The organism is Pseudomonas sp. PD9R, assembly GCF_019200975.1.
Classification (GTDB): Bacteria; Pseudomonadota; Gammaproteobacteria; order Pseudomonadales; family Pseudomonadaceae; genus Aquipseudomonas.
Map to the genome: position 1 here is coordinate 82147 of NZ_JAHTMR010000004.1, position 13033 is coordinate 95179.

Sequence of the window (13033 nt, forward strand, 5' to 3'; positions counted from 1 at the left end):
ATAATAATAATGAATTGCCGTAAAGCTGATCCTTCCTTGCGCCATGACGCTCTGTCTTGCGCCGCGCCCCTCACAGACTGCTGAGGTGCCGACATGAGTGAAAACATCGATCGTAAAGGCATCCAACTGACCCGCGCCCTGAAAAGCCGACACATCTTCATGCTGTCGCTGGGCGGTGTGATCGGCACCGGGTTGTTCATGGGCTCCGGCGTAACCATCAATCAGGGCGGCCCGGTGGGGGCAATTCTGGCCTACTTGTTCGCCGGGTTCTTGATGTACCTGGTGATGGTCTGCCTCGGTGAACTGTCGGTGCAGATGCCGGTGTCCGGTTCGTTCCAGACCCACGCCACCCAATTCATCGGCCCGGCCACGGGCTTCATGATCGGCTGGGTGTACTGGATGAGCTGGGCCACCACTGTCGGCCTGGAGTTCACTGCCGCCGGCATGCTGATGACCCGCTGGTTCCCGGCGGTGCCGATCTGGTACTGGTCAGCGCTGTTCGTGGTGGTGCTGTTCGGCATCAATGCCATGGCAACCCGCGCATTCGGTGAGGCGGAATATTGGTTCTCGGGGATCAAGGTCGCGGCGATTCTCGGTTTCATCGTCGTAGGTGTGCTGGTGATTTTCGGCGTGATGCCACTGAGCAGTGGCGCACCGGCGCCGATGGCAACCAACCTGATCGGCGATTCATTGTTCCCCAACGGCATGTCGGCGGTGTTCGCGGTGATGATGACCGTGGTCTACGCCTTCCAGGGCTGCGAGATCATGGGCGTGGCCGCCGGCGAAACCGATCAGCCGGAAAAGAGCATCCCGCGTGCCGTGCGCAACGTGGTGTTCCGCGTACTGATCTTCTATGTACTGGCAATCATCGTGCTGTCGGCCATCGTGCCGTGGCAGCAGGCTGGCCTGATGGAAAGCCCGTTCGTGCAAGTGTTCGACATGGTCGGCATTCCCTACGCCGCGGACTTGATGAACTTTGTGATCCTGACCGCGATTCTCTCGGTCGGTAACTCCGGCCTGTACGCCTCGACCCGTATCCTGTGGGCGATGTCGAAAACCGGCATGGCACCGAAGAGTCTTTCGCCGTTGAGCAAGCGTGGCGTGCCATTGCGCGCCTTGAGCATCACGTTGTGCTTCGCCCTCGTGTCATTGATGACCAGTTTTGTCGCGGCAGACACCTTGTTCATGGTGCTGATGGCGGTGAGCGGCATGTCCGGCACCGTGACCTGGATTGTTATCGCACTGGCGCAATACAAGTTCCGCAAAGCCTACCTGCGTGACGGCGGCAAACTCAGCGACCTGAAATACCGCGCCCCGTGGTTCCCGGTGTTGCCGCTGATGTGCATCGCGCTGTGCTGCTCGTTGTTCGTATTCCTGGCCCTGGATGAAACCCAACGGCCGTCGCTGTACTGGGGCTTTGGCTTTATTGCCCTGTGCTATGGCGCTTACTTTGTGTTCCATCGCAAGCGCGAGGCGGTGTTGGCGCCGAGCATGCCGACCGTGTAACGGTTGGCGGCAAGCAAAAAAACGCGACAGCCAACTGTCGCTTTTTTTTATGCCCGGATTCAAACCGGAAGATCAAAAGATCGCAGCCTTCGGCAGCTCCTACAGGGAAACGCAAACCCCTATGTAGGAGCTGCCGAAGGCTGCGATCTTTTGATCTTGATGTCCACAGTTGTTCAAAGTTGTAACAAACCAACCGCAACACACGCTTGCCAAAAAAATAAAACTAATAAAAACAACACGTTGAATGTGTTTTTCAGCTGTTACAGCTCATTTCATTCTCCGATTGCCGCCTTACTGAACACTCGTTTAGTATGGCCGCAAGTCGCAACACCTCAAGACAACCAAAATAATTCGAGGCCCCCATGACTACTCATGATTCTTTGCTCAGTCAGGTCGAAGCAGGCGTTGCCTGGATCACCCTCAATCGCACCGCTCAGCGCAATGCGCTGGACATTCCGACGCTGAAAAACATCCACGCGTTGCTAGACGCACATAACGCCGATCCTGCAGTGCGTGTGGTCGTGCTGACCGGCAACGGTCGCAGTTTCTGCGCCGGTGCCGACCTCGATGAGTGGGCCGCCGCCGAAGCACGCGGTGCATTGGAAAGCTACGGCTGGACTGAAACCGCCCACGCCCTGATGACTCGCCTGTACACCCTGGAAAAACCCACCATCGCCGCCATCAACGGCACCGCCGTCGGCGCCGGGATGGACCTGACCCTGTGCTGCGACCTGCGCATCGCCGCGCAGTCGGCACGCTTCAAGGCCGGCTACACCAGCATGGCCTACTCGCCGGACGCCGGTGCCAGTTGGCACTTGCCACGCCTGATCGGCACCGAGCAAGCCAAGCGCTTGCTCTTCCTTGACGAATTGTGGGGCGCCGACCGTGCCCTCGACGCCGGCCTGGTCAGCGATGTCTGCGCCGACGATCAGTTGCTGACCGTCGCCAGCGAACTCGCTGCACGCCTGGCCGCCGGGCCGACTTTCGCCTTTGCCCAAACCAAAAAACTCATGCGTGAAGGCGCCGATCGCAGCCTGCCGGAGCAACTGCAAGCGGAACTCGCCGCCGGCCTGCTCTGTGGCCGCAGCGAAGACGGCAACGAAGCCCTGCGCGCCGCCATGGAAAAACGCCCGGCGAATTTCGTCGGTCGCTAAACCCGGCACACCTCTTTCAGCACACGAACAACAGGTAGCACCATGAATTTCCAACTGACCCAAGAACAAGAAATGTTGGTGGACGCGGTACGCAGTTTCGTCACCAAGGAACTGCTGCCTCATGAAGACGAAGTCGACCGTGCCGACGAAGTCTCCCCGGAACTGGCGGCACAGATTCGTGGCAAGGCGATTGCCGCCGGTTTCTATGCCTTCAACATGCCGGAAGAGGTGGGCGGTGGCGGTCTGGATTACCTGTCCCAGGCACTGATCGAGCGCGAGCTGTCGAAAGTGTCCTGGGCGCTGCATGTGTTTGTCGCACGGCCATCAAAAATCCTCATGGCCTGCACCGGCGACCAAATCAACGACTACCTGTTGCCCTGCATCCAGGGTGAGAAGATCGACTGCTTTGCACTGACCGAGCCGGGTGCCGGTTCCGATGCCAACGCGATCAAGACCCGCGCAGTACGTGACGGCGACGACTTCATCCTCAACGGCAGCAAGCACTTCATCAGCCACGCTGGCCACGCCGATTTCGCCATCGTGTTCGCCGTGACCGATACCTACGAGAAAAACGGCAAAAAGCGTAATGCCGTGACCTCGTTCCTGGTCGACCGCAACACCCCGGGCATGACCATTCGCCGTGGGCCAAAGTGCGTGAGCAACCGCGGCTACCACACCTTCGAAATGTTCTTTGACGACTGCCGCGTACCGGCCTCCAAAGTGCTGGGTGAAGTCGGCAAGGGTTGGGACGTGGCCAACGCCTGGCTGACCGCCGGCCGGGTGATGGTCGCTGCCAACTGCGTCGGCCAGGCGCAACGCGCGCTGGACGTAGCGCTTCAATGGGCGGCGGATCGCAAGCAATTCGGCCAGCCGATCGGCACCTATCAAGGCGTGTCGTTCAAATTGGCGGACATGGCTACGCAGATTCGTGCAGCCGAACTGCTGACCCTGCACACCGCATGGAAAATGGATCAGGGCACCATGACCGATGGCGAGGCCGGCATGGCCAAGCTGTTTGCCAGTGAAGTGCTGGGACGCGCGGCCGATGAGGCGGTGCAGATTTTCGGCGGCATGGGCCTGATGGACGAAGGTCCGGTGGAACGCATCTGGCGCAACGCGCGGATCGAACGGATCTGGGAAGGCACCTCGGAAATCCAGCGCCACATCATTTCCCGCGAGCTGTTGCGGCCGCTGCTGCGCTGATTGCCCCGGAGAACTCCCATGTCTCAAACCATTCGTGACAACCTCAAACGCATGCTCGCGCCACGCCATGTGGCGTTTGTCGGCGGCCGCAGCATGGCGCGCGCCCTCAAGCGCTGCGCCGAGGGCGGCTACCAGGGACAAATGTGGCTGGTCAATCCGCAACACGACACCCTTGAAGGCGTGCCGTGCGTGCGCAGTATTGCCGAGCTGCCATGCGGCCCGGACGCGGTGTTCATTGCGACCAACCGTGACCTGACATTGACCTGCGTTGCCGAACTCGCTGCCATCGGCACCGGCGGCGCTATTTGCTACGCCTCGGGTTTTGCCGAAACCGGCGCCGAAGGCCAGGCCCTGCAACAACAATTGATTGAAGCCGCGGGCAACATGGCCTTGCTCGGCCCCAACTGCTACGGCCTGCTCGACTACCTGCACAGCTCCGCGCTGTGGCCGGTGGCCCACGGCGGCAAAGCGGTGGAGAAGGGCGTAGCAGTGCTGACCCAGAGCGGCAACTTCGCCTACAACCTGTCGATGAGCGACCGCTCGCTGCCGGTGGCCTACATGGCCTCGGTCGGCAATCAGGCGCAATTGGGCGTGGCTGAATTGATGGACGTGCTGCTCGACGAGCCACGGGTCACCGCCATCGGCCTGCACCTCGAAGGCCTGAAAAACGTGCCGGGTTTCGCCCGCGCCGCGCACAAGGCGCTGGAGAAGGGCATCCCGATCATTGCCTTGAAAACCGGCGTATCGCAGATCGGCGCCGAACTGGCCTTGAGTCACACCAGTTCGCTGTCTGGTTCCGATGCGCTGTACGACGCACTGTTTGATCGCCTCGGTGTGATTCGCGTCAGCGGCCCGGTGAGCTTTGTCGAAACCTTGAAGGCCGCCGCCTGCGGCAATCTGCCGGCGGGCAATAGCCTGATCGCCCTGGCCTGTTCCGGTGGCGATGCAGGGCTGATCGCCGACTACGCCGAATACAACGACCTCGGCCTGCCCAAACTCGACGACGGACAAGTCGGCGAATTGGCACAGGTGCTACCGACCTACGCCAACCTGGTCAACCCGCTGGATTTCACCACGGCAATCTGGGGCGATGGCGACGCATTGAATCGCATGCTCGACAGCGCCCTGCGCACCGAGGCCGACGCGGCGATGCTGGTGCTCGACTACCCGGCGGAATTCACCGGCGAACGCAAAGAATGCGACTTGCTGCTGGACCTGTACTGCAAGGCGCTGGTGCGTCACGGCAAGACCGGTTTTGTCACCTCGGCGTTCCCGGAGTTGCTACCGGCTCATGCTCGCGAGCGTTTGCATGCGCAAGGCGTACCGGCCTTGCAAGGCGTTGAAGATGGTTTGGCGGCCTGGGGCCGTATCGCCGGTTATCAGCGTAATCGCCAGGCGCTCTTGGCGCTGGGTGAATCGGCACTGGTGCCGCTGTGCCCGCAAGCCCTCGGTGGCGAAGGCCAGTTGCTCAATGAGTGGGACTCCAAGCAGGCTTTGAAAGCGTTTGGTCTGCCAATCCCCAACGGCGCGCTCAGCACGCCAGGCAACGCATTGAAGGATGCCAGCTCACTCGGTTATCCGCTGGTACTCAAAGCCGTCAGCGCTCAACTGCCACACAAAACCGAAGCCGGTGCCGTGGCGCTGAACCTCAAGGACGACACAGCCCTGAGCGCGGCGCTGGAAAAAATGCGCGTGAGCATCGCTGCTTATGCGCCAGACGTGGCCTTCGATCAACTGCTTCTGGAACCAATGGCCAAGCCGCCGTTGGCCGAGCTGATCGTCGGCATCAAGCGCGAAAACGATTTCGGCCTGGCCCTGGTGATTGGTGCTGGCGGCATTCTGGTGGAGTTGCTCAAGGACAGTCGCAGCCTGCTGCTGCCGACCACCGACGGTGCGATTCGCCAGGCCTTGCTGAGCCTGCGCAGTGCCGCGTTGCTGCAAGGCTTCCGCGGTCGCGAGGCGGCGGATCTCGACGCCTTGGTCACGGCCATCCGCGCCGTGGCTGACTACGCCTGCGAAAACGCCGCGCAGTTGCTCGAACTCGATGTGAACCCATTGTTGGTCGGTGCCGATGGCACGACTGCGGTCGATGCGTTGATTCGCCTCGGCCATGCGTGAGGACATGAACATGCAAAGCAAAACCTTGACCGGTGGCCAGGCGCTGGTGCGTCTGCTGGCCAACTACGGCGTCGACACCGTGTTCGGCATTCCCGGCGTGCACACGCTTGAGCTGTATCGTGGCTTGCCCGGCAGTGGCATTCGTCACGTGCTGACCCGCCACGAGCAAGGCGCCAGTTTCATGGCCGACGGCTACGCACGGGTCAGCGGCAAACCCGGCGTGTGCTTCATCATTACCGGCCCCGGCGTGACCAACGCCGCCACCGGTATCGGCCAGGCTTACGCCGACTCAATCCCGATGCTGGTGATTTCCAGCGTCAACCACACCGCCAGCCTCGGCAAAGGCTGGGGCAGCCTGCACGAATGCCAGGACCAGCGCGCCATGACCGCGCCGATCACTGCGTTCTCGGCCGTGGCCCTGACCGCCGAAGACCTGCCGGAACTGATCGCCCGAGCCTATGCGGTGTTCGACAGCGAGCGGCCGCGCCCGGTACACATTTCCGTGCCGCTGGACGTGCTGTCGGCACCGATTGCCCGTGACTGGAGCAACGAAGTCGTTCGTCGTCCGGGTCGTGGCCCCGCATCTGCTACTGCGCTGGATCAAGCGGTGGCCAAGCTGCACGGCGCAAAGCGACCGATGATCATCGCCGGCGGTGGCGCCTTGAACGCCGCTTCAGAGTTGCAAGAAATCAGTACTCGACTGGCCGCGCCGCTGTTCACCAGTGTTGCGGGCAAAGGCCTGCTGCCGCCGCACGCGCCATTGAACGCGGGTTCGTCGCTGTGCGTTGAGCCCGGCTGGAACCTGATCGCCGAAGCCGACGTGGTGCTGGCGGTTGGCACAGAAATGGCCGACACCGATTTCTGGCGCGAGCGCCTGCCACTCAACGCCGAATTGCTGCGAGTGGACATCGATCCACGCAAGTTCAACGATTTCTACCCTTGTGCGGTGGCGTTGCACGGCGATTCACAACAGACCCTGAGTGCGTTGTTGGAGCGCCTGTCGCCTGACGTGCGTGATGCCGGTGCAGCGATTGCATCGGTCGCAGCCCTGCGTGACGCGGTGAAGACTGGTCACGGCCCATTGCAGTCGATCCATCAGGCGATTCTGCAGCGCATTGCTGCCGAACTGCCGGAAAACGCTTTCATCAGCACCGATATGACCCAACTGGCCTACACCGGCAACTACGCCTTTGACAGCCTGGACATCCGCAGCTGGCTGCACCCGACTGGCTACGGCACGTTGGGTTACGGCTTGCCGGCCGGGATCGGCGCCAAGTTCGGCGCGCCGCAACGCCCGGGTCTGGTACTGGTCGGCGACGGCGGTTTTCTCTACACCGCGCAGGAACTGGCGACGGCAGTCGAGGAACTGGACAGCCCGCTGGTGGTGTTGCTGTGGAACAACGACGCCCTGGGGCAGATTCGTGACGACATGATCGGCCTGGATATCGAGCCCATCGGCGTGCTGCCGCGCAACCCGGATTTTGCCGCCCTCGGTCGCGCCTTCGGTTGCACGGTGACTCAGCCGCAGAACCTCACGGAACTGCAAACTGACCTGCGCCACGGCTTCAACCGCAACGGCGTCACCCTGATCGAACTCAAGCATGCCTGCGTTCGCTGACGTTCAACCTTTGTGTAGAGGGATAGAGCCATGCGCTTTTCCGATCTGACTCAACGTATCGCCGGTGACGGTGCCGCCGCCTGGGATATTCATTACCGTGCGCTGGCCAAGCGGGAGCAGGGCGAAGACATCCTGCTGCTGTCGGTCGGCGATCCGGATTTCGACACGCCGCAGCCGATCGTGCAGGGTGCCATCGACAGTCTGTTGTCCGGCAATACCCATTACGCCGAGGTACGCGGCAAGCGCGCCCTGCGTGAAGCCATTGCCAAACGTCACCAACAACGCAGCGGCCAACAGGTCTCGGCAGATCAAGTCACGGTGCTGGCCGGGGCGCAATGCGCACTGTTCAGCGTGGCCCAGTGCGTGCTCAATCCGGGCGATGAAGTCATCGTCGCCGAACCGATGTACGTCACCTACGAAGCCGTATTCGGTGCTTGCGGTGCCGTTGTCATCCCCGTGCCGGTGCGTTCGGAGAACGGTTTCCGTGTACTGCCGGAAGATATTGCCGCACGCATCACCCCGCGTACCCGTGCATTGGCGCTGAACAGCCCGCACAACCCGTCGGGTGCAAGTCTGCCGCGACGCACCTGGGAGGCGGTCGCCGAACTGTGCATCGCCCACGACCTGTGGCTGGTTTCCGATGAGGTCTACAGCGAACTGTTGTTTGAAGGCGAACACGTCAGCCCGGCGAGTCTGCCGGGCATGGCTGAGCGCACTGCGACCCTCAACAGCCTGTCGAAATCCCACGCCATGACCGGCTGGCGCGTCGGCTGGGTGGTGGCGCCGCCATCCCTGTCCGCGCACCTTGAAAACCTCGCGCTGTGCATGCTCTACGGTTCGCCGGATTTCATTCAAGACGCTGCCGTGATCGCACTGGAAAGCAACCTGCCGGAACTGGAAGCGATGCGCGAAGCCTATCGCCAGCGCCGTGACCTGGTGTGCGAAAGCCTGGCCGATTGCCCCGGCGTGCGCGCGTTGAAACCCGATGGCGGGATGTTCGTGATGGTGGATATTCGCGAAACCGGGCTCAGCGCCCAGGCATTTGCCGACCGCTTGCTCGATCACCACGGTGTCTCGGTGCTGGCCGGCGAAGCCTTTGGGCCGAGCGCTGCCGGTCACATTCGCCTCGGGTTGGTGGTGGGGGCAGCGCCGTTGCGTGATGCCTGCCAGCGCATCGCCCGTTGCGCCGAAGCATTAATGGAGGCTCAGGTACATGCTTAACCACACGTCACTCTTTATTGATGGTCGCTGGCAAACCCCATCGGGGCAGGGCATCGCCGAGGTGATCAACCCGGCCACCGAAGAAGTCGCTGGCAGCGTCCCGCTGGGCGATGAGCGCGATGTCGACAGCGCCGTCGCCGCTGCACGCAAAGCCTTTGCTTCATGGGCACGCACGCCTTCCAGCGTGCGTGCCGGTTACATCCGCGCACTGGCCGAACAACTGCGGGCCCGCGCCGACGAAATGGCCGCGGTGATCACCACCGAACTGGGCATGCCAGTGCAGTGGAGTCGCTCGGTGCAAGTGGACGGGCCGATCATGGGGCTGGAGCAGTACGTCGAACTTGCCGGTTTGATGGATGAAGTGCGTGAAGTCGGCAACTCGCTGGTGGTCCGCGAGGCGGTGGGCGTGTGTGCGTTCATCAACCCGTGGAACTACCCGCTGCACCAGTTGATCGGCAAGCTCGCTCCCGCCTTGGCCGCCGGTTGCACAGTGGTGGTCAAGCCGAGTCAGGACACGCCGCTGCATGCGTTTTTGCTGGCACAGATGATTGAAGACATCGGGCTGCCGGCCGGCGTGTTCAACCTGGTCAGCGGACCGGGTTCGAAGGTCGGCGAAGCCCTGGCCAAGCACCCGGACGTGGACATGGTGTCGTTCACCGGTTCCACCGGCGCGGGGGTGCGGGTTGCGCAAGCGGCTGCACCGTCGGTGAAGCGCGTGTGCCTGGAGCTCGGTGGTAAATCGGCGTTGTTGATTGCCGAAGATGCCGATCTGGACGCGGCGGTGCGTTACGGCGTGCAGGACGTGATGATCAACTCCGGGCAGACCTGCACCGCGCTGACTCGCATGCTGCTGCCGGCCAGTCGTTATGCCGAGGCGCTGGAGATCGCGCTGGAAGAAACCCTGAGCCTGCGCATGGGTGATCCACTCGATCCACAGAGCTTTCTCGGTCCGATGTGTTCGGCCGGGCAACGCCGCACGGTGCTGGACTACATCAAGATCGGTCAGGAAGAAGGCGCACGTCTGCTGTGCGGTGGCGACTCGGCCTCGTCGTTCGAGCGTGGCTTCTATGTCAGCCCGACGCTGTTCGCCGATGTCGACAATTCCATGCGCATCGCCCAGGAAGAAATCTTCGGCCCGGTGCTGTGCCTGATTCCCTACGACGATGAGGCACAGGCAATTGAGATTGCCAACGACTCGCCGTTCGGCCTGTCCAGCGGCGTCTGGGCCGGCAGCACCGAGCGTGCCCTGCAACTGGGCCGGCAACTGCGGGCAGGCCAGTGCTTTCTCAACGGCGCGGCATTTAACTATCAGGCACCGTTCGGCGGCTACAAGCAGTCGGGCAATGGCCGGGAGTGGGGGGAAGAAGGGCTCAACGAATTCGTCGAAGTGAAGGCGATCCAGGTGTGACGGTTAACGTTTCAAAGGGTATTAGCACCGGGCCTTGGCCCGGTGTTTTGCGTGGTTTTGAACGGGTATTTCATTAGCTTTTATCAGGGGCAATGCAATGAGCGATAACAAAAACAAGATTACTCAAGCGAACCACGAATTCAGTTTTCCGCGTCGAGACTTCTTGAAATACAGCGCAGCGGCTGCAGCAGTGGCCGGGGCGTTCTCCATGGGCCTGCCGTACGGTGCGTTTGCCGAAGAAGCCACGCCGAAAGCCGGCGGCGTACTGCGCCTGGGCCTGGCAGGTGGCAGCACCACCGACTCCAAGGACCCGGGTTCGTGGGCCGATACCTTCACCTTCGTGGGTTTCTCGGCGGTCTATAACACCCTGACCGAAATCGCCGTCGACGGCACGGCGATCCCGGAACTGGCTGAAAGCTGGACCTCGACCCCGGACGCCCGCGTCTGGACTTTCAAGCTGCGTCAGGGTGTGACTTTCCACAACGGCAAGACCCTGACCGTTGATGACGTGGTGGCTTCGATCCAGCATCACCTCGGGGAAAAATCCACCTCGGCGGCCAAGACCGTGTTGGGTGATGTGGCCAAGGTCAGCGCCAGTGGCAGCGACAGCGTGGTGTTCGAACTGCATTCGGGTAACGCCGATTTCTCTTACGTGGTCGCCGATTATCACGTGGTGATCATGCCGAGCAAGGATGGCGTGGCGGACTGGCAGGCCGGCGTCGGCACGGGCGGTTATCGCCTCAAGGACTTCGAACCGGGCGTGCGCATGACCCTGGAACGCAGCCCCGATTACTGGAAGCCGGGCCGCGCGCACTTCGCCAGCGCCGAGCTGATCGCCATCGCCGATGGTGCCGCGCGGGTCAACGCGCTGGTCACCGGCCAGGTGGACGTGATCAACAAGGTCGACCTGAAAACCGTGGCGCTGCTCAAGCGCAATCCGAACCTGGTCATTGAAGAAACCAAGGGCGCGCAGCACTACACCTTCCCGATGCTCACCGACAGTCAGGCGTTCCTGAACAACGATGTGCGCATGGCCATGAAACACGCGATCAACCGCGAAACCCTGCTGGCCTCGGTGCTGCACGGCTATGGCCTGGTCGGTAACGATCACCCGATCCAGCCCGGCAGCCGCTTCATCAACACTGCGCTGGAACAACGCACCTACGATCCGGACAAGTCGCGTTTTTACCTGAAAAAGGCCGGCATGGATTCGCTCAAGGTACGCCTGCAAGCGTCCGACGCGGCTTACACCGGCGCCGTCGACGCTTCGGTGTTGTTCAAGGAACAGGCGCGTGCGGCCGGGATCGAGATCGATGTGGTGCGTGAACCGGCCGATGGTTTCTTTTCCAACGTCTGGAACAAGCAACCGTTCACCACCTCGTTCTGGTACAGCAGCCTGACCGCCGACCGCATGTTCAGCATCGGTTACGCCAAAGGCGCGGCGTGGAACGAAACCCACTGGGACAACCCGCGCTTCAACCAGTTGCTCAATGCCGCTCGTGGCGAGATGAACGATCCATTGCGCCGCGAGATGTACAACGAAATGCAGTCGCTGTGCCGCGATGAAGGCGGCGCGATTGTGCCGCTGTTTGCCAGTTCGGTGGCAGCCCGTTCCAACCGCGTCAACCACGGCGGCCAGACTGCGCCTTACGGCGAACTGGATGGCCTGCGGGTGATCGAGCGTTGGTGGCAGGCGTAAAGAGTGCCGTTGCAGGAGCGAGCTTGCTCGCGATGGAGCTTAACGATAACGCTGGAAACCTGAATCACCCCAGTGCCCTCAGGTTTTTCGCGAGCAAGCTCGCTCCTACACAAGGCTCCCCGATCCATCTCAAGGAACTGCACGATGAAGAGTATTTTCAAGCTGTTGGCGCAGCGTTTGGCATTGGGGCTGTTATCGCTGTTTGCGGTGTCAGTGATTATTTTTCTCGCGGTCGGCATGCTGCCGGGCGATATCGCCCAGGCCATGCTCGGCCAATCCGCTACACCGGAAACCGTGGCGGCGTTCCGTGCGCAACTGGGCCTGGACATGTCGCCATTGGTGCGCTTCGGCCACTGGATGTGGAATCTGTTACACGGTGACCTCGGCGTGTCGCTGGCCAACCAGCGGCCCATCGCCGAACTGGTTGGCAGTCGTTTGGGCAACACCTTCAGCCTCGCGTTGCTGGCAGCGTTGGTATCGGTGCCATTGGCGTTGCTGCTGGGGATGCTCGCGGCGTTGTATCGCAACAGCTGGTTCGACCGCTTGCTCAACACCTCGGCGTTGAGCGCGGTGTCGTTCCCCGAGTTCTTTGTCGCCTACATCCTGATCCTGGTGTTCGCGGTGAAGCTCAACTGGTTCCCGAGCATTTCCAATATCGCGCCGGACGCGACCCTCGGCACGATACTCGACCGCTCGGTACTGCCGGTGGCGACGCTGAGCCTGGTGGTGATTGCGCAAATGATGCGCATGACCCGCGCCTCGCTGATCAACCTGCTGGCCAGCCCGTACATCGAAATGGCCCGGCTCAAGGGCATCAGTCAATCGCGAATCATCTTTCGCCATGCCCTGCCGAATGCCTTGGCACCGATCGTCAACGTGGTGGCGCTGAACCTGGCGTACCTCGTGGTCGGCGTGGTGGTGGTTGAAGTGGTGTTTGTCTATCCGGGGCTCGGCCAGTTGCTGGTGGATTCCGTAGCCAAACGCGACATCCCGGTGGTGCAGGCCTGCAGCCTGATCTTTGCCGCGACTTACATCCTGCTCAACACCAGCGCCGATGTGCTGTCGATTGCCAGCAACCCACGCCTGATGCATCCGAAGGGGTAGAC

General features: G+C 61.8%; 9 protein-coding genes. All 9 read left to right on the forward strand.

Going from position 1 to position 13033, the window contains the following annotated elements; translation table 11 throughout:
- The first annotated feature begins 93 nt into the window (after positions 1-93).
- The 9 genes from KUF73_RS10520 (at position 94) to KUF73_RS10560 (ending at position 13031) form a co-directional block, all read left to right on the forward strand.
- Positions 94-1506, forward strand: coding sequence for an amino acid permease (locus KUF73_RS10520; RefSeq protein WP_218437984.1), 1413 nt, complete (start codon positions 94-96; stop codon positions 1504-1506).
- 362 nt (positions 1507-1868) lie between these two features.
- Positions 1869-2660 carry an enoyl-CoA hydratase/isomerase family protein gene (locus KUF73_RS10525; RefSeq protein WP_218437985.1) on the forward strand — a complete coding sequence of 264 codons (792 nt, stop codon included), beginning with the start codon at positions 1869-1871 and terminating at the stop codon, positions 2658-2660.
- Positions 2661-2702: 42 nt separating this feature from the next.
- Positions 2703-3863, forward strand: a complete 1161-nt coding sequence (locus tag KUF73_RS10530; RefSeq protein ID WP_218437986.1) for an acyl-CoA dehydrogenase family protein — start codon at positions 2703-2705, stop codon at positions 3861-3863.
- An 18-nt stretch (positions 3864-3881) separates the two neighbouring features.
- Positions 3882-5981 (forward strand): acetate--CoA ligase family protein, encoded by a 2100-nt coding sequence (locus tag KUF73_RS10535; RefSeq protein WP_218437987.1) that lies wholly within the window; start codon positions 3882-3884, stop codon positions 5979-5981.
- A gap of 10 nt (positions 5982-5991) precedes the next feature.
- Positions 5992-7599 (forward strand): 5-guanidino-2-oxopentanoate decarboxylase, encoded by a 1608-nt coding sequence (locus tag KUF73_RS10540; protein ID WP_218437988.1) that lies wholly within the window; start codon positions 5992-5994, stop codon positions 7597-7599.
- Positions 7600-7629: 30 nt separating this feature from the next.
- Entirely contained in the window at positions 7630-8820 is a 1191-nt protein-coding gene (locus KUF73_RS10545) for a pyridoxal phosphate-dependent aminotransferase (protein ID WP_218437989.1), read from the forward strand.
- Positions 8813-10228: an aldehyde dehydrogenase family protein gene (locus tag KUF73_RS10550; protein WP_218437990.1), complete on the forward strand. Its 1416-nt coding sequence runs from the start codon at positions 8813-8815 to the stop codon at positions 10226-10228. Before KUF73_RS10545 ends, KUF73_RS10550 begins: the two co-directional genes overlap by 8 nt.
- Before the next feature lie 97 nt (positions 10229-10325).
- A complete protein-coding gene (locus tag KUF73_RS10555; RefSeq protein WP_218437991.1) occupies positions 10326-11927 on the forward strand; it encodes an ABC transporter substrate-binding protein in 1602 nt (533 codons plus the stop codon).
- A gap of 144 nt (positions 11928-12071) precedes the next feature.
- Entirely contained in the window at positions 12072-13031 is a 960-nt protein-coding gene (locus tag KUF73_RS10560; RefSeq protein ID WP_218437992.1) for an ABC transporter permease, read from the forward strand.
- Positions 13032-13033 lie beyond the last annotated feature (2 nt).

What these genes read in the sequence shown, in the direction of transcription:
- KUF73_RS10520 (WP_218437984.1), top strand. Translation starts at nt 94, where the DNA reads ATGAGTGAAAACATCGATCGTAAAGGCATCCAACTGACCCGCGCCCTG.
- KUF73_RS10525 (WP_218437985.1), top strand. Translation starts at nt 1,869, where the DNA reads ATGACTACTCATGATTCTTTGCTCAGTCAGGTCGAAGCAGGCGTTGCC.
- KUF73_RS10530 (WP_218437986.1), top strand. Translation starts at nt 2,703, where the DNA reads ATGAATTTCCAACTGACCCAAGAACAAGAAATGTTGGTGGACGCGGTA.
- KUF73_RS10535 (WP_218437987.1), top strand. Translation starts at nt 3,882, where the DNA reads ATGTCTCAAACCATTCGTGACAACCTCAAACGCATGCTCGCGCCACGC.
- KUF73_RS10540 (WP_218437988.1), top strand. Translation starts at nt 5,992, where the DNA reads ATGCAAAGCAAAACCTTGACCGGTGGCCAGGCGCTGGTGCGTCTGCTG.
- KUF73_RS10545 (WP_218437989.1), top strand. Translation starts at nt 7,630, where the DNA reads ATGCGCTTTTCCGATCTGACTCAACGTATCGCCGGTGACGGTGCCGCC.
- KUF73_RS10550 (WP_218437990.1), top strand. Translation starts at nt 8,813, where the DNA reads ATGCTTAACCACACGTCACTCTTTATTGATGGTCGCTGGCAAACCCCA.
- KUF73_RS10555 (WP_218437991.1), top strand. Translation starts at nt 10,326, where the DNA reads ATGAGCGATAACAAAAACAAGATTACTCAAGCGAACCACGAATTCAGT.
- KUF73_RS10560 (WP_218437992.1), top strand. Translation starts at nt 12,072, where the DNA reads ATGAAGAGTATTTTCAAGCTGTTGGCGCAGCGTTTGGCATTGGGGCTG.